This is a genomic window from Halomonas urmiana, assembly GCF_005780185.1.
Lineage (GTDB): Bacteria > Pseudomonadota > Gammaproteobacteria > Pseudomonadales > Halomonadaceae > Halomonas > Halomonas urmiana.
Window position 1 is genome coordinate 1 of the sequence record NZ_VBUI01000023.1, and the last position, 21,454, is coordinate 21,454.

The window sequence follows — 21,454 nt, forward strand, 5'->3', positions numbered from 1 at the left end:
AGCTTCCAGCTTCCAGCTTCCAGCTTCCAGCTTCCAGCTTCCAGCTTCCAGCTTCCAGCTTCCAGCTTCCAGCTTACGGCCTACGGCTTCTCAATCGGGGTGTCGTCGCGGTTGCCCCACTCCTGCCAGGAGCCGGCGTAGCCGCGAATCTTCTCGAAGCCCAGCGCCTTGCCCACGAGCCAGGTGAAGCCGCTGCGGTGGTGGCTCTGGCAGTGGGTGACCACCTCCATGTCCGGGGTCAGCCCCAGGGTCTCGAGTTCGGTGATGAGTTCGGCATAGTCGCGGATGCGCAGCCCGCGCTCCCGGTCCATGGCGTCGGTCCACTCCATGTTGACCGCCCCGGGCATGTGGCCCAGGCGACGGTTGTTGCCCTTCTCGCCGTCGTACTCGGCCCGCGAGCGGGCATCCCAGATCGCGAAGCCCTTCTCGCCGAGGCGCTCCTCGAGCGCGACGCGGTCGATGGCCACCTCGGGATGTAGGATCTCGGCCTGGTAGTCGCTGGGCTCGGGCGCTCGCGTCTGGGTGGAGAGGGGCTGGCCGGCCTCGCGCCAGGCGTGGAGGCCGCCATTGAGGTAGGAGTAGCGGGTATGGCCGATCAGCTCCAGGGTCCACAGCAGGCGCCCGGCCCAGCCGCCGCCCTCGTCGTCGTAGGCCACCACGTGGGTGTCGCGGGTCAGGCCGAGAGACGAGAACAGCCGCGAGAGCGCCTCGATCGAGGGCACCTCGTTGGGCACTTCGCCTTCGCCGCGCATCAGCAGGCGATGGTCCAGGAAGATGGCGCCGGGTACATGCCCCTCGCCATGGCTCTCGGCCCGCAGGGGTACGTCGATGATCAGCAGCGACGGCTCGTCGAGTTGTGCGGCCAGCTGGTCGGGCTCGACGATCAGCGGGAGCAGGTTGTCTTCGGAACTCATGGCACACTCTCCTTGAGGTTGGCTCCTCGATGCAGGCGCCTGCGTCTCTCGGCAGTCGCCAGAACTTGCCTCTGGCGTCAGCTTGCTTCGAGGCTTTCGAGGATGCGTCGGTAGCTGGCGAAGCGTTCGGGATGGATCTCGCCCCGCTCCACGGCGGCGAGCAGGGCGCAACCCGGCTCCTGGCGGTGGCGGCAGTCGCGAAAGCGACAGCGCCCCAGCACGTCGCGAAACTCGATGAAGCCCTCGGTGACCTGCTGTTCGTCCAGGTGGGTCAGGCCGAACTCGCGGATCCCCGGCGAATCGATCAGCTCGCCGCGCCCGGCCTCGGCAGATGTCCCGTCATCCGGAGCGGGCAGGGCGTAGAGGCGCGCAGTGGTGGTGGTGTGGGTGCCCTTGCGCGTGTCCTTGGACAGCGCGCCGATGCGCAACTCCTCATCCGGCAGCAGGCGGTCGATCAGCGACGACTTGCCCACGCCGCTCTGGCCGACGAATACCGAGGTGCGCCCTGCCAGCCGCGCGTACAGATCCGAGAGGCCGTCCTCGCGCGCGGTGGTGGAGGTGACCACCGGGTAGCCCAGCGCCTCGTAGCGCGACAGCAGTGCCCGTAGCTCGCCGCCGTGTTCCGGCAGCAGGTCGATCTTGTTGAGCACCAGCACCGGGGCGATGCCGGTGGCCTCGGCGGCCACCAGGTAGCGATCGATCAGGTTGGCATGGGGCGCCGGTTCCACCGCGAAGACGACCAGGATCTGATCGATGTTGGCGGCCACCGGCTTCAACTGGCCGCGGGGGTCGGGGCGTTCCAGCACGCTCGACCGCTCGCCGCGGGCCACCACCACGCCGTCGCGGGCGTCGTGGGCGGCGCGCCAGATCACCCGGTCGCCGGTGACCAGCCCCTCGAGGTTGGCGCGCAGGTGGCAGCGCACGGCCTCGCCGCCCTCGTCGGGGCGCACGTCCAGGGTGCGGCCGAAGTGGGCGATCACGCGGCCGTTCTGTTCTGGTCCGTACTCGCCGGCGGCCAGCTTGTCGCTGTCCTGGGCGTCGCGGCGATCGGCGCGAAGGGCGCGCTCGGCCTGGACCTTCTCGATGCGCCAGCGCTGCTGGCGGCTCAACTTGCGTTTGCTCATGGGGGCCCGAAGCTCGCTACAATAGGGCGCATTGTACTCACCCAAGGCGCCCGCTGTCGTCAGCCAACGCCCCGCAAGGATGTCCCATGACCGAGCATGCCACGCCCACCACCGCCGATGCGCGCCGCCAGCGCCTGATCTGGATCGACCTGGAGATGACCGGGCTCGACCCGAACCGCGAGCGGATCATCGAGATCGCCACCCTGGTCACCGATGCGGACCTCAATACGGTCGCCGAGGGCCCGGTGATCGCAGTGCACCAGCCCGACGCGCTGCTGGACGCCATGGACGAGTGGAACACCCGCACCCACGGCGCCTCGGGGCTGGTGCAGCGGGTCAAGGAGAGCCGGGTCGACACCGCCGAGGCCGAGCGGCGCACCCTCGAGTTCCTCGCCGCCCAAGTCGAGGCCGGTGCCTCGCCGATGTGCGGCAACAGCATCCACCAGGATCGCCGCTTCCTGGAGCGGGAGATGCCCGAGCTGCTGGCCTTCTTCCACTATCGCAACCTCGACGTCTCCACCCTCAAGGAGATCGCCAAGCGCTGGAATCCGGGCGCCCTGGCGGGCTTCCAGAAGCGCAACGTGCATCTCGCCATGGACGATATCCGCGAGTCCATCGCCGAACTGGCGCATTACCGCGAGACCTTCCTGCGCCTGGCGGAGGACGACCGGACTTCGTCCGGAGCTTGAAGCTATAAGCTGTAAGCTTTAAGAAAACCCCCTGCGAAGAGCGAACAAGGGGGCAGCGTCCTGGCTTACGGCTTACGGCTTACGGCTTACGGCTTACGGCTTACGGCTTTCAGCTTGCGGCGATCAGCCGCTGGCGCTTCTCGCGCTGGCGGGCCAGGGCCCAGCGGACGTGCTCGCGGACCAGGTCGGAGGGGTAGGGCAGGCGGGCCATCAGCGCGGCCTCCACCGCCCGGCTCCAGGGCGCGTTGCCGAGCCCCACGGCCAAGTTGCGTAGCCAGCGCTCGTAGCCGATGCGCCGGATCGGGTTGCCGGCGGTCTTCTCCAGGAACTCCTCCTCGCTCCAGGCGAACAGCGAGACGAGGCTCGCCCGATCCAGGTCGTGACGGGGCGCGAAGTCCGGCTCCTGGCTGACCCGGGCGAAGCGGGTGAAGGGGCAGACCAGCTGGCAGTCGTCGCAGCCGAACACCCGATTGCCCATGGCCTCGCGGTAGCGCTCCGGGATGGCCCCGAAGAGCTCGATGGTGAGATAGGAGATGCAGGCCCGGGCATCGACGACCTTGTCCTCGACGATGGCCCCGGTAGGACAGGCGGTGCGACAGGCGCTGCAGCTGCCGCAGTGATCGGCCTCGAAGGGCGCATCCACCGGCAGCGGCAGGTCGGTGTAGAGCTCGCCGAGGAAGAACAGCGAGCCGGCCCGCGGGTTGAGCAGCATGGCGTTCTTGCCGAACCAGCCGAGACCGGCCTTGCGCGCCAGGGCGCGCTCCATGACCGGGGCAGAGTCGACGAAGGCGCGGTAGCCGAAGGCGCCGACCTCGGCCTCGATCCACTTGGCGAGCGTCGCCAGCCGCTTGCGCATCAGCTTGTGATAGTCGCGTCCGGTGGCGTAGCGGGAGACATAGGCCAGCGACGGTCGACCGAGCACCTTGGTGGTCTCCACCTCGGCGGGCAGGTAGTCCAGGCGCACGCTGATCACCCGCCGGGTGCCGGGCACCAGCTCCGCCGGGCGGGTGCGCTTGGTGCCGTGTTTGGCCATGAAGCCCATCTCGCCGTGGTGGCCGGCGGCCAGCCAGGCCTCGAGATGGGCCTCGTCTTCGGCCAGGTCGACGTCGGTGATGCCCAGCTGCTGGAAGCCGAGCTCGCGGCCCCAGGTCTTGATCCTCTCGGCGAGGGCGGCCATGTCGGGGTCGTCACCCGCGGGGGACACTGGGCTCATGATCGAGAAAACACCATGCAGATCGGCCCCGCGACTTGGCGTGGGGCACAGAGAATTTACACTCGGTATGGTAAAGCATCCCGAACGAGGAGACACCGCATGACCGGGTCAGCCGAACCTCCCATGCCGACGCTGCGGCCGCTCTATCGCGCCGAGCAAGTCCGCGAGCTCGATCGGCGCACCATCGAGGGGGGCATCGCGGGCTTCGCCCTGATGCAGCGCGCGGCCGCGGCCGCTTGGCAGGAGCTGCGGGCGCGCTGGCCCGCCGCGCGCTCGCTCAGCGTGCTGTGCGGCGGTGGCAACAACGGCGGCGACGGCCACGTGCTGGCGGCGCTGGCCGCCGCCGAGGGGCTCGCCGTGCAGCGTATTCTGCTCAAGCCGGTGGAGGCGTTGACCGGCGACGCCCGCCGCGCCGCCGACATGGCCACGGAGGCCGGGGTGGCGGCCGCGCCCTGGCAGGCGGATATTCCCCTCGAGGGCGAGGTGGTGGTCGATGCCCTGCTCGGCACCGGGCTCGGCGGCGAGGTGCGCGGGGCGGCTCGCGAGGCGATCGAGGCCGTGAACGCCAGCGGCCTACCGGTGCTGGCCATCGACATCCCCTCGGGGCTCGACGCCGACACCGGGGCGCGGCTCGGGGTCGCGATTCGGGCGACGCGCACCGTGACCTTCATCGCCGACAAGCTCGGGCTCTATACCGGCGCGGCCCCGGCGCATGTCGGCGAGCCGGTGTTCTGCGCCCTCGGCGTGGACGCCGAGGGCGCGGCCGATCTCGTCCCCGCCGCTCGCCGGCTGGAGGCCGGGCTGATCGCGGCCTGGCTGCCGCCTCGGCCGCGCGACGCCCACAAGGGCGACTGCGGCCATGCCCTGGTACTTGGCGGGGCACCGGGCTTCGGCGGGGCGGCGCTACTCGCCGCCGAGGCCTGCGCACGGCTGGGGGCCGGCAAGGTGAGCCTGGCCACTGCGCCCGAGCACGTCACCGCGAGCCTGGTGCGCCGCCCCGAGGTGATGGTCCACGGCGTGCGCGGCGGCGGTGATCTCGCCACCCTGCCGGAGCGTGCCGACGTGCTGGTGGTCGGGCCGGGCTTGGGGCAGGGCAGCTGGGGGCAGGGCATGCTGCAGGCGGCCCTGGCGGCGTCGCGGCCGCTGGTGGTGGATGCCGATGGCCTCAACCTGCTGGCCACGCGGTTCAGTGGCCGGCAGCGTGACGACTGGATCCTCACCCCGCACCCCGGCGAGGCGGCACGCCTGCTCGGCCGTTCTGCCGGCGAGGTGGAGGCCGACCGGCCCGCCGCGGCCAGGGCGTTGCAGCACCGCTACGGTGGCGTGGTGGTGCTCAAGGGCGCCGGCACCCTGGTCGCCGGCCCTGCGGGGCTCGCCGTCTGTCCCTACGGCAACCCGGGCATGGCCAGCGGCGGCATGGGCGATGCGCTCTCCGGCATCCTCGGGGCGCTGCTGGCCCAGGGACTCGATCTCGAGGTGGCGGCACGGCTGGGCGTGCTGGTGCATGCCCTGGCCGCCGACAGGGCGGCGCGAACGGGTGGCGAGCGTGGCCTGCTGGCCGGCGATCTGGCATCCTGTGCGCGAATTCTGGTCAACCCGACGATGGGCGAGAACGATGCTGCTGCGACTCGATGACGAAGACCGCCAGGTCGCCTTCGGCGCCTGCCTGGGGCGAGCCCTCGAAGGCCACGGTCGCGTGCACCTGACCGGCGAACTGGGCGCCGGCAAGACGACCCTGACCCGCGGCATCCTGCGCGCCTATGGACACGTCGGCGCGGTCAAGAGCCCGACCTACACCCTGGTGGAGCCCTATGAGCTCAAGGGTGTGCTCGTGCATCACTTCGACCTCTATCGCCTGGGCGACCCCGAGGAGCTGGAGTTCATCGGCGGCCGCGACCTGCTCGCCGAAGACGCGCTCTGTGTGATCGAATGGCCGGAGCGCGGCGAGGGCTGGCTGCCCACGCCGGACCTGGAGGTGCGCCTGCGCCTGGCCGACGAGGGGCGCGAGGCGATCCTCGAGGCGCGCAGCCCCCATGGCCGGGCGGTCCTCGAGCGGCTGGCGGGCATGTCCGAACTGGCGAGCGATCTAATGAACAGGGAAGGCAACACGGCATCATGAGGCCCACGATACCCGCAAGGCGGCTGCTGGTCGGCCTCGGCATGCTGGGGCTCGGCCTGGCCGGAGGCCTGGCCCAGGCCGCCAGCATTGACAACCTGCGCCTGTGGGCGGCACCCGACCATGCGCGCCTGGTCTTCGATCTCTCCTCCCCGGCCGAGGCCAACGTCTTCAGTCTCGACAATCCGCGGCGCCTGGTGATCGACCTGGACGACAGCCGGCTCAATACCCGCGTCGACGCGCTGGATCTCGAGGGAAGCGCCATCAGCACCCTGCGTACCGGCGTGCGCGATGGCAATGGCCTGAGGGTGGTGCTGGAGCTCGAGCGGGAGATCGAGCCGCGGCACTTCACCTTGGCCCCAAATGATCAGTACGGCCACCGCCTGGTGGTCGACCTGGAGTACCCCGGCGAGAGCGCCGTGGAGGATCCCATCGATCCCATCGAGACGATGATCCGTGAGCAGGAGATCGCCGCCCAGCGCGCGCGCAGCAAGGCGGTGGTCGAGGGCAGGAACCCCGCCGAGGTCGCCGCGCCCGACGTGCTCGAGCCGGCTGCGCCGCATCCCCGGCGCGATATCATCATCGCCGTCGACGCCGGCCACGGCGGCGAGGACCCCGGGGCGATCGGCCCCTCGGGTACCCGCGAGAAGGACATCGTGCTGGAGATGGCCCAGCGTCTCGCTCGCAAGGTCAACGCCACCGAGGGCTTCCGCGCGGTGATGATCCGCGACGGCGATTACTACGTCGGGCTGCGTCAGCGCACCCGTATCGCCCGCGAGCAGAAGGCCGACCTCTTCGTCTCGATCCACGCCGACGCCTTCAACAGCCCGCGGCCCAACGGCAGCTCCGTCTATGCGCTGTCGCAGCGCGGCGCCACCTCCGAGACCGCCCAGTGGCTGGCCGCCAGTGAGAACGAGGCCGACCTGATCGGCGGCGTCGACGGCAGCCTCTCGCTGGACGACAAGGACGAGGTGTTGCGGGGCGTGCTGCTCGACCTGACCATGACCGCGACCCTCAACGACTCGCTGACCATCGGCGGCCAGGTGCTGGATCGCCTGGAGCGAGTCAACCGGCTGCACAAGTCGCGGGTGGAGCAGGCCGGCTTCGTGGTCCTCAAGTCGCCGGATATTCCCTCGCTGCTGGTCGAGACCGGTTTCATCTCCAATCCGGACGAGGAGCGCCGGCTGCGCGACGGGGGCTATCAGCAGCGGATGGTCGACGCCATCTTCGGCGGCGTCCGTGGCCACTTCCAGCGCAACCCGCCGCCGGCCAGCCTGCTGGCCTGGCAGCGGGATAATGGCCGCAGCACCGCGGGCAATGAGTACCGCATCCAGCCCGGCGACACCCTCTCGGAGATCGCCGCACGACACGGCGTGCCGGTGGCCCAGATCCGCCAGGCCAACGAGCTCAATGGCGACGTGATCCGGGTCGGGCAGGTACTGCGCATCCCCCGATCCTGACCCCTTCGGGGAGCTGTAAGCTATAAGCGCTAAGCTGTAAGAAGAGCCCTTGCATTCAGCAAGGTTAATGGCAGCGTTTGGGCTTACGGCTTACGGCTTACGGCTTACGGCTTACGGCTTACGGCTTTCATGGAGTGACATGTCAGAGAAGCGACACATCCAGATCCTCGCCCCCCGCCTGGCGAACCAGATCGCCGCCGGCGAGGTGGTCGAACGCCCCGCCTCGGTGGTCAAGGAGCTGGTGGAGAACGCCATCGATGCCGGTAGCCGCCGCGTCGAGGTCGAGCTCGAGAGCGGCGGCGCCCGGCTGATCCGGGTGCGCGACGACGGCAGCGGCATCGCCGAGGATGACCTGCCGCTGGCGCTGTCGCGGCATGCCACCAGCAAGATCCTCTCCCTGGAGGAGCTCGAGGGGGTGGCGAGCCTGGGCTTTCGCGGCGAGGCGCTGGCCTCCATCAGCTCGGTCTCGCGCCTGGAGCTGGTCTCCAACGTCGACGAGGACCCCCGCGGCGGCTGGCGCGTGGTCGCCGAGGGGCGCCGCATGGAGCCTCGTGTCTCCCCGGCGCCGCATCCGCGCGGCACCTCGGTGACGGTGCGCGATCTCTTCTTCAACACGCCGGCGCGGCGCAATTTCCTGCGCACCGAGAAGACCGAGTTCGGCCACGTCGAGGAGGCCTTCCGGCGCCAGGCGCTGTCGCGCTTCGATATCGGCTGGATGCTGCGCCACAACCAGAAGACGCTCCACCAGCTGCCGCCGGGCGACGACCCGGTCACCCGGGAGCGGCGCCTCGGCGCCCTGCTCGGCAAGGGCTTCCTGGAGAACGCCCTGCATCTCGATCTCGAGGTCGGCGGGCTACGGCTGTGGGGCTGGGTCGGCCTGCCGACCCACTCGCGTGCCCAGGCCGACCAACAGTACTTCTTCGTCAACGGCCGCGTGGTGCGCGACCGCCTGGTGGCTCACGCCATCCGCCAGGCCTATCGCGACGTGCTCTTCCACGGCCGCCATCCGGTATTCGTGCTCTACCTGGAGGTCGACCCGCGGGTGGTGGACGTCAACGTCCATCCGACCAAGCACGAGGTGCGCTTCCGCGATGGGCGCATGGTTCACGACTTCCTGTTCTCGAGCCTGCATCGGGCGCTGGCCGAGGCGAGGCCCGGCGAGCGCGACGAGGCGCACGGCGTGGAAGCGGAGCCGGGCCAGAGCGGATCAGCGGGTGCAGATGCCGCTCGCGGCGTGCGCGAGGCCGCGCCGGCCTGGCAGCAGCAGCCCATGGCGCTGCCCGGTCACGGCGCCGGTAGGGGGGACAGCAGCGGTGACGGGCGAGAGGGCGTGACGCCCGCCCGCGTCCGGGCCTTCATGGAGGGCTACCGCGCGCTGCATCCCGAGCACGAGGAGACCCTGCTGACCCCGCAGCCCACCGCGCCGGCTCCCGGCGGCAGCGCCGCCGACGTGGCCCTCGACGAGCGCCGCGCCGCCCAGGCGGAGCGTGCTCCGCGGCCGGCGATGCCCGAGGAGGACACCACCCGGGCGCCGCCGCTGGGCTACGCCGTGGCCCAGCTGCACGGCGTCTACATCCTCTCCCAGACCGAGCGCGGCCTGGTGGTGGTGGATATGCACGCCGCCCACGAGCGCATCGTCTACGAGCGCATGAAGTCGCAGGTGCACGGCGAGGCCGGCGACGGCGTCGGGCTGCAGGCCCAGCCGCTGCTGGTGCCGGTGTCGCTGGCCGCGACCCCGGCAGAAGTCGCGACCGCCGAGGCCGAGCGGGAGGCCTTCTCGCGCCTCGGCGTGGAGCTCGATGCGGCCGGCCCCGAGACCCTGCTGGTGCGCCAGGTGCCGGTGCTGCTGGCCGATGCCGACGTGGAGCCGTTGGTGCGCGATATGCTCGCCGATCTGGAGCGCTACGGGCGTTCCGACCGGGTCGAGGCGCGTATCAACGAGCTGCTGGCGACCATGGCCTGCCACGGCAGCGTGCGCGCCAATCGCCAGCTCGGCCTCGAGGAGATGAATGCGCTGCTGCGCGACATGGAGCGCACCGAGCGCAGCGGCCAGTGCAATCACGGCCGCCCCACCTGGACCGAGATGAGCATGAAGGAACTCGACCGCCTCTTCCTGAGGGGGCAGTGAACTTCGATGTACTGAACCGGACTGTTTTATGAGAGACGCCGGGGACAGGTCGTAGAGGAGGTCCGATTCCAGGGATGGAATCGGTAGCGTCCAAGGAGGGATTCACAGCGCCTCCTCGCAGACCTGTCGCCGGATTCGTCTCTTCTGGAGCCCGAATGCCTGACGACCGCCCCCCCGCCATCCTGCTGATGGGCCCCACCGCCGCCGGCAAGACCGACCTCGCCATCGAGCTTCACGAGCGGCTCGGCTGCGAGCTGATCAGCGTCGACTCGGCGATGGTCTATCGCGGCCTCGACATTGGCAGCGCCAAGCCCGAGTCCGAGGAGCTTTCGCGCGCGCCGCACCGGCTGATCGACATCCGCGATCCGGCCGAGCCCTACTCGGCAGCCGATTTCCGTGAGGATGCCCTGCGCGAGATGCATGCCATCACCGCCGCCGGCCGGATGCCGCTGCTGGTCGGCGGCACCATGATGTACTTCAAGCACCTGCTCGAGGGCGTGGCCAACCTGCCGGCCGCCGATCCGGCGGTGCGTGCCGAGCTCGAGCGTCAGGTGGCCGAGCGGGGCCTGGCATCGCTTCACGAGGAGCTCGCCCGGGTCGATCCGGTCTCGGCGGCGCGCATCCACCCCAACGACCCCCAGCGCCTGACGCGGGCGCTGGAGGTCCATCGTCTCGCCGGACGCTCGCTCAGCGCGCTGTGGGATGAGCAGCATCAGGAAACCTTTCCCTTTCGTACGTTGTCGATAGGCCTCGCGCCGGGCGATCGCGGCATACTGCATGAGCGGATCGCCCAGCGCTTCAGGGCCATGCTCGACGCTGGGCTGATCGAGGAGGTCGCCGCGCTGAAGGGGCGCGGCGATCTCGCGGCCTCGCTGCCGTCGATGAAGAGCGTGGGCTATCGTCAGGTATGGTCCTATCTCGAGGGCGAGATCGACCGCGCCGAGCTCGAGCGGCTCGGCATCATCGCGACCCGCCAGCTGGCCAAGCGCCAGCTGACCTGGATGCGCAGCTGGCCGGGGCTCGAGTGGGTCGACAGCCTGGGCCCCGACCCGCTGGGCGAGGTGCTGAAACTGGTGCGCGAATTCGGCACTTAGCGTAAGATGGCGCTCTCGGTGGCCGGGTAAACAGGCCCCTCAGGGTATTCAGCGTTGCCCCCTGGCCGGAGCGACCATGACAGACATAACATCAACCCCCAGAGACACTTCAGGGAGAGCAACATGTCCAAAGGGCAGTCCCTTCAAGATCCGTACCTGAACATCCTGCGCAAGGAGCGCATTCCGGTATCGATTTTCCTGGTCAACGGCATCAAGCTGCAGGGCCAGATCGAGTCCTTCGATCAGTTCGTCATCCTGCTGCGCAACACGGTCAGCCAGATGGTCTACAAGCATGCTATTTCCACCGTGGTGCCGTCGCGCAACGTGCGCCTGCCGGCCCCGGACGCCGGCGCGCCGTCGGACACTGATGCGTGAGGTACTGATTGTTTTTTGAACGCCCCGACGCCGGTGAGATGGCGGTCCTCGTCCATGTGGATTTCCAGGACGAGCAGGAGCGCGAGGACGCGGGAGAGTTCCTCGAGCTGGTTCGCTCGGCCGGCGCCACGCCGGCCACGCTGCTCACCGGCAGCCGCAAGCGCCCCGACTCGCGTACCTTCGTCGGGTCGGGCAAGCTCGAGGAGCTGCGCGAGGCGAAGGCCGTCCATCAGGCCGAACTGGTGATCTTCAATCACGCGCTCAGCCCCTCCCAGGAACGCAACCTCGAGCGCGAGCTCAAGTGCCGGGTGATCGACCGTACCGGCCTGATTCTCGATATCTTCGCCCAGCGCGCCCGCACCCATGAGGGCAAGCTGCAGGTGGAGCTGGCCCAGCTCGAGTACATGTCGACCCGGCTGGTGCGCGGCTGGACCCACCTGGAGCGCCAGAAGGGCGGCATCGGCCTGCGCGGGCCGGGCGAGACCCAGCTCGAGACCGACCGCCGCCTGCTGCGGGCGCGCATCAAGGCGATCCACAAGCGGCTCGACAAGGTGCGTAGCCAGCGCAGCCAGAATCGTCGGGCCCGCTCCCGGGCCGAGATCCCCAGCGTGTCGCTGGTCGGCTATACCAATGCCGGCAAGTCCACGCTCTTCAACGCCCTGACCACCGCCGAGGTCTATGCGGCCGACCAGCTCTTCGCTACCCTCGACCCGACGCTCAGGCGCGTGGAGATCGAGGACGTCGGCCCGGTGGTGCTCGCCGATACCGTGGGCTTCATCCGTCACCTGCCCCACAAGCTGGTCGAGGCCTTCCGCGCGACCCTGCAGGAGGCCGCGGAGGCGAGCCTGCTGGTCCACGTGATCGATGCCGCCGACCCCGACCGCGAGCTCAACGTCGGCCAGGTCGAGGCGGTGCTCGAGGAGATCGGGGCTCGTGATTTGCCGACGCTCAAGGTGATGAACAAGATCGACCTGCTCGACAGTGCCCCGCGCATCGAGCGCGACGGCGAGGGGCACCCCGAGGTGGTGTGGGTTTCGGCACAGCAGGGCAAGGGACTCGAGCTCCTGGAGCAGGCGCTCTCCGAGTGCCTGGCCGAGGACATCATCGAGCTCGAACTGGCCCTGGCCCCCGAGCAGGGCAAGTTGCGTGCCGGGCTACATGAGCTGGGGGCGGTGCGCGAGGAGCGTTTCGACGACCAGGGACACAGCCTGCTGACGGTGCGCCTGCCGCGGCGCGACTTCCTGCAGCTGATGGCGCGCCTGGGCGAGCGGGCCGACGACTACCTGCCGACGACCCTGCAGGAGAAGCCGGTCTGGGAAGCGTGAGGCAGGCGGGGCAGGACACCTCGCCGCGACCACAACATCATAACAGGGACGCCGGGCACGGCCGGGCGGCACCCGAAGGATCGCAACGGACGCCCGTCGCCAGTTGTCTTGTCGACGGGACGCAACGCAGAGTGGAGACGACGAATGGCCTGGAATGAGCCTGGTGGTGGCAACCAGCACGACCCCTGGAGCGGTGGGGGACGTGGTGGCAACGGAGGCGGCAAGGGCGGCGGCAATCAGGGGCCGCCCGACCTCGATGAGGCCCTGAAGAAGTTTCAGGACAAACTCAACAACATGCTGGGCGGCCGCGGCGGAAAGCGCGGCGGCGCCGGAGGCAAGGGCGGCGGTGGCAAGCCACGCAACGCCTTCACCCTGCCTGGCCTGCTGATCGTGGTGGTACTGGCCATCTGGGCGGCCTCCGGGTTCTACCTGGTCGATCAGTCCGAGCGCGGCGTGGTGCTGCGCTTCGGCAAGTTCCAGGAAGTGGTCACTCCGGGTCTGCAGTGGAACCCGCCGCTGATCGATGACGTGCGGATGGTCAACGTGACTCGCGTGCGCTCGCTGACCCAGACCCAGTCGATGCTGACCCAGGACGAGAACATCGTCTCGGTCGAGATCTCGGCCCAGTACCAGGTCGCCGATCCCCGCTCCTACGTGCTCAACGTGCGCAACCCCGAGCTCAGCCTCGAGAACGCCCTGGACAGCGCGCTGCGCCACGTGGTCGGCGGTACCGACATGATCGATATCCTGACCTCCGGGCGTGAGATTCTCGGCAGCTCCGTGGCGAGCCGCCTGCAGTCCTACCTGGACAGCTACGGAACGGGCATCTTGCTGCAGACTCTCAACGTCGAGTCCACCGCGCCGCCCGATCCGGTGCAGGACGCCTTCGACGACGTCATCCGCGCCCGCGAAGACCGTCAGCGCACCATCAACCAGGCGCTGGCCTACGCCAATGCCGTGATCCCGGCGGCTCAGGGGCAGGCCCAGCGCCTGGTCGAGCAGGGTCAGGGCTATCGCGAATCGGTAGTCGCCGAGGCCGAGGGCCAGGCCAGCCGCTTCAGCGCCCTCCTGACCCAGTACCAGGATGATCCCGCGATCATGCGCGAGCGCCTCTACCTCGACACCATGTCCGAGGTCTACGGCGAGACCGCCAAGGTGATGGTGGATGTGTCCGAGAACAGCCCGCTGATGGTGCTGCCGCTCGACCGTCTCGGCAGCGCCGGCAGCTCGGGCGCCAGCGCCCAGGGCAGCGATGAGGGGCTGGATCCGCGGGTCCTCGAGCGCCTCGGTAGTAGCCAGTCGTCGAGCAGCAGCAACAGCAGCAACAGCAATGGCATCCGCAGGGAGGGCCGTTAATGATGATCAATAATCGATCCCTGCTCGTCGTGGGCGGCCTGGCCGCCATCGCCTGGCTGGCCAGCAACAGCCTCTACGTGGTGGACGAGACCGAGCGTGCGGTGAAGCTGCGCTTCGGCGAGATCATCGAGGAGGACATCCAGCCCGGCCTGCACGTCAAGGTGCCGATCACCCAGACCGTGCGCACCTTCGATACCCGGGTGCTGACGCTGGATACCGATCCCAGCCGTTACCTGACCCTCGAGCAGAAGGCGGTGATCGTCGATTCCTACGTCCAGTGGCAGGTGATCAATCCGACGCGCTACTACGAGGCGACCTCCGGCGACGAGCTGCAGGCGGTGCGCCTGATCCAGCCGCGGGTCGACGAGAGCCTGCGTAACGAGTTCGGTCGCCTGAACCTGCAGCAGATCATCTCGGAGAAGCGTGATGACCTGATGACGGGGCCCACTGAGGAACTGAACGCGCTGATGCGCGACGAACTCGGCGTGGCGATCCTCGATATTCGCGTCAAGCGCATCGACCTGCCCGAGGACGTCTCCTCGGCGGTCTATGACCGCATGCGCTCCGAGCGTGAGCGCCAGGCCAGCGAATGGCGGGCCCAGGGTCGGGAGGAGTCCGAGCGGATCCGCGCCAATGCCGATCGCCGGCGCTCGGTGCTGCTCGCCCAGGCGCGTGCTCGCTCCGAGACGCTGCGCGGTGAGGGCGATGCCGAGGCGGCGGCCATCTTCTCCGAGGCCTACGGCAAGGACGAGGAGTTCTTCAGCTTCTGGCGCAGCCTCGATGCCTATCGCCAGAGCTTCGAGGGCGACGGCAACATGCTGGTGCTGGACCCCTCCAGCGACTTCTTCCAGTACCTCAAGAGTCCGGCCGCGACGGACCAGTGAGCCGGGCGGCGGGCGGTGCGCCGCCCGCCGGTCGGGGTTCAACCGGCCTGCAAACGTGATAGAATCCATCAACCGGGCGTGGCCCGGTTTTTTTGTGGCCTCTCCCCGGCGCCCACTCGCCGATCCGCCTCGCGCGACCCGGGAATCGCCGAAGGCCCACCATCGTCTAGCAGGATGAACGACATGACCATCGCTGACCGCTGGCTGCTCCCCGACGGCATGGACGAGGTACTGCCGCCCCAGGCCAGTCGCATGGAGGAGCTGCGCCGAGCGCTGCTCGACCTCTATCACCGCTGGGGCTACGATCAGGTGATGCCCCCCCCCGTGGAGTTCCTGGATTCCCTGCTGACCGGCACCGGGACCGACCTCGATCTGCAGACCTTCAAGCTCACCGATCAGATGACCGGCCGCATGATGGGCGTCAGCGCCGACGTCACGCCCCAGGTCGCGCGCATGGACGCCCACTCCCTGCGTCGCCAGGGGCCGGTCCGGCTCTGCTACTGCACCAACGTGCTGCGCGCCAAGGCCGACCAGTACCAGGGTGGCCGCAGCCCGGTGCAGGTCGGCGTGGAGCTGTTTGGTCATGCGGGCCTCGAGGCCGACCTGGAGATCCTGCGCCTGGCCCTGGCGAGCCTCGAGACGGCCGGCGCCAAGGAGATCCACCTGGCCTTGGGTCACATCGGGATCTATCGCAGCCTGGTCGAGGCCGCCGGCCTCGACGCCGACCAGGAACGTGCGCTGTTCGATGCCCTGGCGCTGAAATCGCCGGGCGAGCTCGCGGCGCGCGTCGAGGAGAGCGTGCACGACCCGGGCCTCGCGGCGATGTTCCTCGCCCTGGGCGACCTGCACGGCGGACGCGAGGTGCTGGAGGCGGCCCGCGAGGCCTTCGAGGAGGCGCCCCAGCCCGTGGGCGCGGCCCTGGATCAGCTGCGGGCCCTGGTCGATGGCGTGTTCGCCGAGTACCCCGGGGTCGAGCCCTACTTCGACCTGGCCGAGCTGCGTGGCTATCAGTACCACACCGGCATGATGTTCGCCGCCTACGTGCCGCACTATGGCCAGGCGCTGGCCAAGGGCGGGCGCTACGACGATACCGGCCGCGCCTTCGGTCGGGCCCGGCCGGCCACCGGCTTCTCCATGGACCTGAAGCTGCTGGCCACCCTGGCCCCCGGTGCGCCTGAGCCCGACGGCATCTGGGCGCCGGCCGAAGGGGAGGGGCTCGCCGACGCCCTGCAGGCGCTGCGCCAGCAGGGCGAGCGGGTCGTCCAGGCGCTGCCCGGGCAGCGCACCGGTCCGGCGGAGCACCGCTGCGATCGCCGGCTGGAGCGTATCGACGGTCGCTGGGAGCCACGCTTCCTCGAGACCCCACAGGACCGCGCCTGACGGCCAGCGGTCAATGACCTCGGCCCTGGGCCTTTTCAAGGGCGCGGTGCCGCAACGAGAGACGAGAGCACAATGGGCAAGAATGTAGTCGTACTGGGTACCCAGTGGGGTGACGAAGGCAAGGGCAAGGTGGTCGACCTGCTCACCGAATCCGCGTCGGCGGTGGTGCGCTTCCAGGGCGGTCACAACGCCGGGCACACCCTGGTGATCGACGGCGAGAAGACCGTGCTGCACCTGATCCCCTCCGGGATCCTGCGCGAGGACAAGCTCTGCGTGATCGGCAACGGCGTGGTGCTGTCGCCCGAGGCGCTGATGAAGGAGATCCGCGAGCTCGAGGACAAGGGAGTGCCGGTGCGCGAGCGCCTGCGCCTGTCGCCCTCCTGCCCGCTGATCCTGCCCTACCACGTGCGCCTGGATCAGGCTCGCGAGAAGGATCGCGGCATCGCCAAGATCGGCACCACCGGTCGCGGCATCGGGCCGGCCTACGAGGACAAGGTCGCGCGTCGCGGCCTGCGCCTGGGCGACATGCTGCACCGCGAGCGCTTCGCCTCCAAGCTGGGCGAGGTGCTGCAGTATCACAACTTCGTGCTCAAGGAGTACCACCGCGAGGAGCCGGTGGACTTCCAGCAGGTCTTCGACGAGGCCATGGCCATGGCCGAGGAACTGCGCCCGATGGTCTGCGACGCCGTCTCGCTGGTCCACGACATGCGCCGCGCCGGCGAGAACATCCTCTTCGAGGGCGCCCAGGGCTCGCTGCTGGACATCGACCACGGCACCTACCCCTACGTGACCAGCTCCAACACCACCGCCGGCGGCACCGCCACCGGTTCCGGCGTGGGGCCGCTCTATCTGGACTACGTGCTGGGCATCACCAAGGCCTACACCACTCGCGTCGGCTCCGGCCCCTTCCCGACCGAGCTGTTCGACGACCACGGCCGCCACCTGGCCGAGAAGGGCCACGAGTTCGGCGCCACCACCGGGCGCGCGCGCCGCTGTGGCTGGTTCGATGCCGTGGCGCTGCGTCATGCGGTGCAGATCAACTCGGTCTCCGGGATCTGTCTGACCAAGCTCGACGTGCTCGACGGCCTGGAGAACATCCGCGTCTGCGTGGGCTATCGCAGCAAGGATGGCGAGGTGCTCGACACTCCCGTGGACTCCGAGGGTTACGAAGCCATCGAGCCGGTCTACGAGGACCTGCCGGGCTGGAGCGAGTCGACCCTCGGCGTCAAACGCGTCGAGGACCTGCCGGCCAACGCCCGCGCCTACATCAGCTTCCTCGAGGAGAGGGTCGGCACCTCCATCGACATCATCTCCACCGGCCCGGACCGCAACGAGACCATCGTGCTGCGCAATCCGTTCGGCGGCTGATCGCGACCGCGCACCGACGGCAAGACGCGAAGGCCGGCCCTGGGGGCCGGCCTTCGCGCATTCAGTCGGCGGAGGAGGGCGTCAGTAATCGATGCCGCGGCGCGCCTGGAGGCCGCTGTTGAAGGCGTGTCGAACCTCGGTCATCTCGGTGACGGTATCGGCCATGGCGACGAGCTCCCGGTGGGCGTTGCGCCCGGTGACGATCACCGTCTGCTCGGCGGGGCGGTTCGCCAGCGCCGCCTTCACGGTGGCGATGTCCAGATAGCCGAACTTGAGCATGTAGGTGATCTCGTCGAGCACCACTAGGTAGACGTCGGGGTCGGTGAGCATGCGCTCGGCCTCGGCCCACACCTCCTGGCAGGCGCGGGTGTCGGCGTCGCGGTCCTGGGTGTCCCAGGTGAAGCCGGTGGCCATGATCGCGACCTCGAGATGCTCGTCCTCGGCCAGCCGTTCGCGCTCGCCGCACTCCCAGAGCCCCTTGATGAACTGCACCACCCCGACCCGGTAGCCGTAGCCCAGGGCCCGGGTCACGGTGCCCCAGGCGGCCGTGGTCTTGCCCTTGCCGTTGCCGGTGAAGACCATTAACAGCCCGCGCTGCTCGGTCGCCTCGGCGACCTTCTCGTCGACCCGGGTCTTGAGTTTCTGCATCGCCTGCTGGTGGCGGGTATCGCGATCGTTCATCGAGGCTCCGTGACGTGTACAAGGCTTGTCGAGGAGTGGCAGCATACGCCAGAACGCGTCGTGCGTCAGCCTTCGAGGCTGGCACGCTGACCTATCCGGGCTTCCATGCGCGCCAGGAAGACGGCCATGATCCGCTCATAGAGAGCCCGGCCAAGCATGGCATCCTCGATGCCGGCATCCACGTTGGGGTTGTCGTTGACCTCGATCACCACGACCCGCTCGCCGGCCTGCTTGATATCGACCCCATAGAAGCCGTCGCCGATCAGCCGGGTGGCACGCAGTGCCGCCTTGATAACGGCTGGCGGCACCTCGGCGGGATCGTGGGTGGTGAAGCCGCCGCTCTTCACTCGGCCGCCGGAGTGGTCGTAGATCTGCCAGTGGCCTCGGGCCATGTAGTAGCGGCTGGCGAACAGCACCTGGCCGTCGAGCACGCCGATCCGCCAGTCGAACGCAGTGGGCAGCCACTCCTGAAGCAGCAGTAGGGCCGAGGTGGCGAAGAGCCGCTCAGATTCGCGCGCGAGCTCTTCCAGGGACGCCACCTTGACGATGCCCCGGGAGAAGGCGCCGTCGGGAATCTTCAGTACTAGCGGGAAACCCAGGCCTGCAACCCGCTCGGCCAGCGGTCGGCGATCACCGCGCTTGAGTAAGATGCCCTCCGGTGCCGGCACGCCCCTGGCCCGCAGCAGGGCGTGCAGGTAGACCTTGTTGGTGCAGCGCAGGATGTCGCGGGGCGCATCGATCACCACCAGCCCCTCGTGTTCCGCGCGTCGGGCCATGCGATAGGTGTGGTGATCCAGCGCGGTGGTCTCACGAATGAACAGGCCGTCGAACTCGGCGAGGCGTCCGGCGTCGCGGCGGGTGATCAGCGAAACGTCGATGCCCTGTCGGCGCCCTGCACGAATGAACGCCTTCAGCGCCCCGCGGTTACTCGGCGGCAGCGCCTCCTCGGGATCGACCAGGATCGCCAGGTCGAAGCGGTAGCGGCGGCGCGCCTGGGGAGTGCGCCATACCCGGCGCGAGTGGCGATTGAGGGCCGTCGCGAACAGGTCCTGCTCGTCGGCGGTCAGCTCGCGCAGGCGCAGGGGCTTCAGGCGCGCCAGCCGCCAGGCGCCGTGGCGGCGCACCAGGCGCGCCTCGAGCAGCGGACAGGGCAGGCGTTCGAAGAGCTTGCGCGCCAGCCTCGCGAGGCCGGGCTCCCGGCAGTCGCCGAATAGCACCCGCAGGGTCAGTCGGTCGCCGCACAAAGCACCCTGGCGCCTCAGGTCGTCAAGCAGGGCATCCAGGCCATCGAGCTGCAGGTCGACCAGCGCCTTGCGCCCGAGTGCATTGAGCGTCTCCACCGCAGGCAAGACGCGATGTCCCCGCGCCTGGGCCAGCAGCGATACGTAGTAGCCGGTACCTAGATCGTCGAGCTCGCCGCACAGGTTGATCACGCGGGTGGTGCGGTTCGGCTCATCGGCAAGCCGGTGCTGTCGGTCCTGGGCGAGGAAGTCGTCGGCGGTGATCACATCCTCGGAGGGGAAGTAGGGGCGCCAGTCTTCCAGGCGGTCGACGACGATGCGCAGCGGACACATGTCAGGCTTCCAGGCAGGGCGGCGAGGTGCCGCCGGAATGCGGCCAGCATGCGCCTGAGGCCAGGCGCCGACAAGCGCCGCGATGGGTGAAAAGATTTCATGGTCGACGCCGATGACATCGACATTGGCCATGATCACAATCGTTGCCAGGACCTCTGGAGACTCGAGATGACCGTCACCCTGCGCCAGGCCAACAGCCATGACCTGGATGCTCTCTATCGGCTGGAACAGGTGGCCTTCAGCGGCGATCGCTTCAGCCGTCGTCAGCTCTGGCACCTGCTCAACCGTGCCCATGCCGTCACCCTGGTCGCGGAACGCAAGGACGCGGCCGAAGGGAACCAGCGCCTGCTCGGCTACGGCATCCTGCTGTTTCGCCGCGGCAGCCGCCGCGCTCGACTCTATTCCTTCTGCGTGCATCCCGAGGGGCGCGGCAGAGGCCTCGGCCGGCGCCTGCTGGTGGCACTGGAGGCCGAGGCGCGCGTGCGGGAGGCCGAGGTGCTCGGCCTGGAAGTGCGTGCCGACAATGCCGTGGCGCTCGGGCTCTATCGACGCATGGGCTTCTACCCGGAGCGCTGGCTGGGCGATTACTACGTGGACGGCTGCGGTGGCTGGCAGATGGCCAAGCCGCTGGAGGTCTTTCTGGAAGCCGCGCCCCGGCGCGCAGGCTGATAGAATCGTCTTCTTTCTTTCATCTTCCATGACCCGCAGGACATCGCCATGCCCTCCTTCGACATCGTCTCCGAATTCGACAAGCACGAAGCCAGCAACGCCGTGGATCAGGCCAATCGCGAGATCCAGTCTCGCTTCGACTTCAAGGGCGTCACCGCGAGCTTCGAGCTCAGCGGCGACACCGTGACCCTCGAGGCCGAGGTCGACTTCCAGCTCAAGCAGATGCTCGACGTGCTGCGCAACAAGCTGATCGCGCGGGGGATCGACGCCCGCTGCATGGACGTCGAGGAGCCGGTGCTGTCCGGGGTGCGTGCCCGTCAGGAGGTGGCGCTCAAGCAGGGCCTCGACCAGAAGGAAGCCAAGGACATCGCCAAGCGGATCAAGGAGAGCAAGCTCAAGGTGCAGGCCCAGATCCAGGGCGAGAAGGTGCGTGTCACCGGCAAGAAGCGCGACGATCTCCAGGCCGTCATGGCGCTGCTGCGCGCGGAGGGCGGCCCCGACCTGCCGCTGCAGTTCGACAACTTTCGTGACTGACCCTCGGACGGATCGTCGCGACGAATCGGGCGATTGATCGGGCGGCATGATCCCGGTCATCCCGATGGCGTCCATAGGCGTTCGCGATTGGCACCGGGCGGCGAAATGCTCTTCAATGAGAGGCATGCCGATGAACGGGAGTGAGCGCCAGATGCCGACCCTGCAACGTCTCGCCTTCCTGGGCCTGGCCTGGATCAGCTTCGGGGTGGGCGTGGTCGGCGCCTTCCTGCCCCTGCTGCCGACCACCTGCTTCATGCTACTGGCGGTCTGGGCGGCCTCCAAGGGCTCGCCGCGCTTCGCCGCCTGGATTCGCGAACACCCCCGCTTCGGTCCCGCCATCACCGCCTGGGAAGCCGAGCGGGCGATTCCCCGCCATGCCAAGCGGCTCGCCGCGGCGATGCTCGCCGTGTCGATGCTGGTGCTGGCCCTCACCGTCAGTATGCTGTGGCTGAAGCTCGCGCTCATCGCGGGGCTGTCGCTGGTCACCGCCTGGGTCCTGTCGCGTCCCGAGCCCATCTCGGCACGCTGAGCGCCCGGCTTTGAGCTTCGGGCACGGCGGGCCGTACAATG

At 69.0% G+C, this 21,454-nt stretch carries 20 protein-coding genes; 15 read left to right on the top strand and 5 right to left on the bottom strand.

Going from position 1 to position 21,454, the window contains the following annotated elements; genetic code table 11:
* Positions 1 to 80: 80 nt before the first annotated feature.
* Both FEI13_RS14330 and rsgA read right to left on the bottom strand, forming a co-directional pair.
* Positions 81 to 914, bottom strand: a complete 834-nt coding sequence (locus FEI13_RS14330) for a sulfurtransferase (protein ID WP_138182205.1) — start codon at positions 912 to 914, stop codon at positions 81 to 83.
* A 77-nt stretch (positions 915 to 991) separates the two neighbouring features.
* Positions 992 to 2,038, bottom strand: a complete 1,047-nt coding sequence (rsgA, locus tag FEI13_RS14335; RefSeq protein WP_138182206.1) for a small ribosomal subunit biogenesis GTPase RsgA — start codon at positions 2,036 to 2,038, stop codon at positions 992 to 994.
* Between the two features lie 86 nt (positions 2,039 to 2,124).
* On the opposite strand from rsgA, the gene orn reads away from it, so the two are divergent.
* Entirely contained in the window at positions 2,125 to 2,727 is a 603-nt protein-coding gene (orn, locus tag FEI13_RS14340; protein WP_138182207.1) for an oligoribonuclease, read from the top strand.
* 109 nt (positions 2,728 to 2,836) lie between these two features.
* Here orn and queG read toward each other — a convergent pair whose 3' ends face one another.
* A complete protein-coding gene (queG, locus tag FEI13_RS14345) occupies positions 2,837 to 3,940 on the bottom strand; it encodes a tRNA epoxyqueuosine(34) reductase QueG (protein ID WP_138182208.1) in 1,104 nt (367 codons plus the stop codon).
* 99 nt (positions 3,941 to 4,039) lie between these two features.
* Between queG and FEI13_RS14350 the strand changes: the two genes are divergently transcribed.
* From FEI13_RS14350 to FEI13_RS14400, 11 genes are all read left to right on the top strand, one after another.
* On the top strand, positions 4,040 to 5,575 hold the full coding sequence (locus tag FEI13_RS14350; protein WP_138182209.1) for an NAD(P)H-hydrate dehydratase: 1,536 nt from the start codon (positions 4,040 to 4,042) through the stop codon (positions 5,573 to 5,575).
* Entirely contained in the window at positions 5,556 to 6,059 is a 504-nt protein-coding gene (gene tsaE, locus FEI13_RS14355) for a tRNA (adenosine(37)-N6)-threonylcarbamoyltransferase complex ATPase subunit type 1 TsaE (RefSeq protein WP_138182210.1), read from the top strand. The genes FEI13_RS14350 and tsaE overlap by 20 nt, the downstream gene beginning before the upstream one ends.
* Positions 6,056 to 7,516 (top strand): N-acetylmuramoyl-L-alanine amidase, encoded by a 1,461-nt coding sequence (locus FEI13_RS14360; protein ID WP_138182211.1) that lies wholly within the window; start codon positions 6,056 to 6,058, stop codon positions 7,514 to 7,516. The genes tsaE and FEI13_RS14360 overlap by 4 nt, the downstream gene beginning before the upstream one ends.
* Positions 7,517 to 7,655: 139 nt before the next feature.
* Positions 7,656 to 9,644 carry a DNA mismatch repair endonuclease MutL gene (gene mutL / locus FEI13_RS14365; RefSeq protein WP_138182212.1) on the top strand — a complete coding sequence of 663 codons (1,989 nt, stop codon included), beginning with the start codon at positions 7,656 to 7,658 and terminating at the stop codon, positions 9,642 to 9,644.
* 155 nt (positions 9,645 to 9,799) lie between these two features.
* Positions 9,800 to 10,738 (top strand): tRNA (adenosine(37)-N6)-dimethylallyltransferase MiaA, encoded by a 939-nt coding sequence (miaA, locus tag FEI13_RS14370; protein ID WP_138182213.1) that lies wholly within the window; start codon positions 9,800 to 9,802, stop codon positions 10,736 to 10,738.
* Between the two features lie 123 nt (positions 10,739 to 10,861).
* On the top strand, positions 10,862 to 11,113 hold the full coding sequence (hfq, locus tag FEI13_RS14375) for an RNA chaperone Hfq (RefSeq protein WP_089847152.1): 252 nt from the start codon (positions 10,862 to 10,864) through the stop codon (positions 11,111 to 11,113).
* 8 nt (positions 11,114 to 11,121) lie between these two features.
* Positions 11,122 to 12,438 (top strand): ribosome rescue GTPase HflX, encoded by a 1,317-nt coding sequence (gene hflX / locus FEI13_RS14380; protein ID WP_138182214.1) that lies wholly within the window; start codon positions 11,122 to 11,124, stop codon positions 12,436 to 12,438.
* 144 nt (positions 12,439 to 12,582) lie between these two features.
* On the top strand, positions 12,583 to 13,794 hold the full coding sequence (hflK, locus tag FEI13_RS14385) for an FtsH protease activity modulator HflK (RefSeq protein ID WP_138182215.1): 1,212 nt from the start codon (positions 12,583 to 12,585) through the stop codon (positions 13,792 to 13,794).
* 2 nt (positions 13,795 to 13,796) lie between these two features.
* Positions 13,797 to 14,678 (top strand): protease modulator HflC, encoded by an 882-nt coding sequence (hflC, locus tag FEI13_RS14390; protein ID WP_138182264.1) that lies wholly within the window; start codon positions 13,797 to 13,799, stop codon positions 14,676 to 14,678.
* A gap of 183 nt (positions 14,679 to 14,861) precedes the next feature.
* Positions 14,862 to 16,058: an ATP phosphoribosyltransferase regulatory subunit gene (locus FEI13_RS14395; RefSeq protein WP_138182216.1), complete on the top strand. Its 1,197-nt coding sequence runs from the start codon at positions 14,862 to 14,864 to the stop codon at positions 16,056 to 16,058.
* A gap of 72 nt (positions 16,059 to 16,130) precedes the next feature.
* Positions 16,131 to 17,426, top strand: a complete 1,296-nt coding sequence (locus FEI13_RS14400) for an adenylosuccinate synthase (protein ID WP_138182217.1) — start codon at positions 16,131 to 16,133, stop codon at positions 17,424 to 17,426.
* A gap of 81 nt (positions 17,427 to 17,507) precedes the next feature.
* On the opposite strand, the gene cobO is transcribed toward FEI13_RS14400, so the two are convergent.
* Both cobO and FEI13_RS14410 read right to left on the bottom strand, forming a co-directional pair.
* A complete protein-coding gene (cobO, locus tag FEI13_RS14405) occupies positions 17,508 to 18,107 on the bottom strand; it encodes a cob(I)yrinic acid a,c-diamide adenosyltransferase (RefSeq protein ID WP_138182218.1) in 600 nt (199 codons plus the stop codon).
* Between the two features lie 65 nt (positions 18,108 to 18,172).
* On the bottom strand, positions 18,173 to 19,681 hold the full coding sequence (locus FEI13_RS14410) for a RimK family protein (protein WP_138182219.1): 1,509 nt from the start codon (positions 19,679 to 19,681) through the stop codon (positions 18,173 to 18,175).
* A gap of 168 nt (positions 19,682 to 19,849) precedes the next feature.
* Here FEI13_RS14410 and FEI13_RS14415 point away from each other — a divergent pair, with 168 nt between their 5' ends.
* The 3 genes from FEI13_RS14415 (at position 19,850) to FEI13_RS14425 (ending at position 21,413) form a co-directional block, all read left to right on the top strand.
* Positions 19,850 to 20,350 carry a GNAT family N-acetyltransferase gene (locus FEI13_RS14415; protein ID WP_138182220.1) on the top strand — a complete coding sequence of 167 codons (501 nt, stop codon included), beginning with the start codon at positions 19,850 to 19,852 and terminating at the stop codon, positions 20,348 to 20,350.
* Positions 20,351 to 20,398: 48 nt separating this feature from the next.
* Positions 20,399 to 20,884, top strand: coding sequence for a YajQ family cyclic di-GMP-binding protein (locus FEI13_RS14420; protein ID WP_138182221.1), 486 nt, complete (start codon positions 20,399 to 20,401; stop codon positions 20,882 to 20,884).
* 130 nt (positions 20,885 to 21,014) lie between these two features.
* Positions 21,015 to 21,413 (top strand): YbaN family protein, encoded by a 399-nt coding sequence (locus FEI13_RS14425; RefSeq protein WP_338035089.1) that lies wholly within the window; start codon positions 21,015 to 21,017, stop codon positions 21,411 to 21,413.
* The last annotated feature ends 41 nt before the right edge of the window (positions 21,414 to 21,454 follow it).

What these genes read in the sequence shown, in the direction of transcription:
- FEI13_RS14330 (WP_138182205.1), bottom strand. Translation starts at nt 914, where the DNA reads ATGAGTTCCGAAGACAACCTGCTCCCGCTGATCGTCGAGCCCGACCAG.
- rsgA (WP_138182206.1), bottom strand. Translation starts at nt 2,038, where the DNA reads ATGAGCAAACGCAAGTTGAGCCGCCAGCAGCGCTGGCGCATCGAGAAG.
- orn (WP_138182207.1), top strand. Translation starts at nt 2,125, where the DNA reads ATGACCGAGCATGCCACGCCCACCACCGCCGATGCGCGCCGCCAGCGC.
- queG (WP_138182208.1), bottom strand. Translation starts at nt 3,940, where the DNA reads ATGAGCCCAGTGTCCCCCGCGGGTGACGACCCCGACATGGCCGCCCTC.
- FEI13_RS14350 (WP_138182209.1), top strand. Translation starts at nt 4,040, where the DNA reads ATGACCGGGTCAGCCGAACCTCCCATGCCGACGCTGCGGCCGCTCTAT.
- tsaE (WP_138182210.1), top strand. Translation starts at nt 5,556, where the DNA reads ATGCTGCTGCGACTCGATGACGAAGACCGCCAGGTCGCCTTCGGCGCC.
- FEI13_RS14360 (WP_138182211.1), top strand. Translation starts at nt 6,056, where the DNA reads ATGAGGCCCACGATACCCGCAAGGCGGCTGCTGGTCGGCCTCGGCATG.
- mutL (WP_138182212.1), top strand. Translation starts at nt 7,656, where the DNA reads ATGTCAGAGAAGCGACACATCCAGATCCTCGCCCCCCGCCTGGCGAAC.
- miaA (WP_138182213.1), top strand. Translation starts at nt 9,800, where the DNA reads ATGCCTGACGACCGCCCCCCCGCCATCCTGCTGATGGGCCCCACCGCC.
- hfq (WP_089847152.1), top strand. Translation starts at nt 10,862, where the DNA reads ATGTCCAAAGGGCAGTCCCTTCAAGATCCGTACCTGAACATCCTGCGC.
- hflK (WP_138182215.1), top strand. Translation starts at nt 12,583, where the DNA reads ATGGCCTGGAATGAGCCTGGTGGTGGCAACCAGCACGACCCCTGGAGC.
- hflC (WP_138182264.1), top strand. Translation starts at nt 13,797, where the DNA reads ATGATCAATAATCGATCCCTGCTCGTCGTGGGCGGCCTGGCCGCCATC.
- FEI13_RS14395 (WP_138182216.1), top strand. Translation starts at nt 14,862, where the DNA reads ATGACCATCGCTGACCGCTGGCTGCTCCCCGACGGCATGGACGAGGTA.
- FEI13_RS14400 (WP_138182217.1), top strand. Translation starts at nt 16,131, where the DNA reads ATGGGCAAGAATGTAGTCGTACTGGGTACCCAGTGGGGTGACGAAGGC.
- cobO (WP_138182218.1), bottom strand. Translation starts at nt 18,107, where the DNA reads ATGAACGATCGCGATACCCGCCACCAGCAGGCGATGCAGAAACTCAAG.
- FEI13_RS14410 (WP_138182219.1), bottom strand. Translation starts at nt 19,681, where the DNA reads ATGTGTCCGCTGCGCATCGTCGTCGACCGCCTGGAAGACTGGCGCCCC.
- FEI13_RS14415 (WP_138182220.1), top strand. Translation starts at nt 19,850, where the DNA reads ATGACCGTCACCCTGCGCCAGGCCAACAGCCATGACCTGGATGCTCTC.
- FEI13_RS14420 (WP_138182221.1), top strand. Translation starts at nt 20,399, where the DNA reads ATGCCCTCCTTCGACATCGTCTCCGAATTCGACAAGCACGAAGCCAGC.
- FEI13_RS14425 (WP_338035089.1), top strand. Translation starts at nt 21,015, where the DNA reads ATGAACGGGAGTGAGCGCCAGATGCCGACCCTGCAACGTCTCGCCTTC.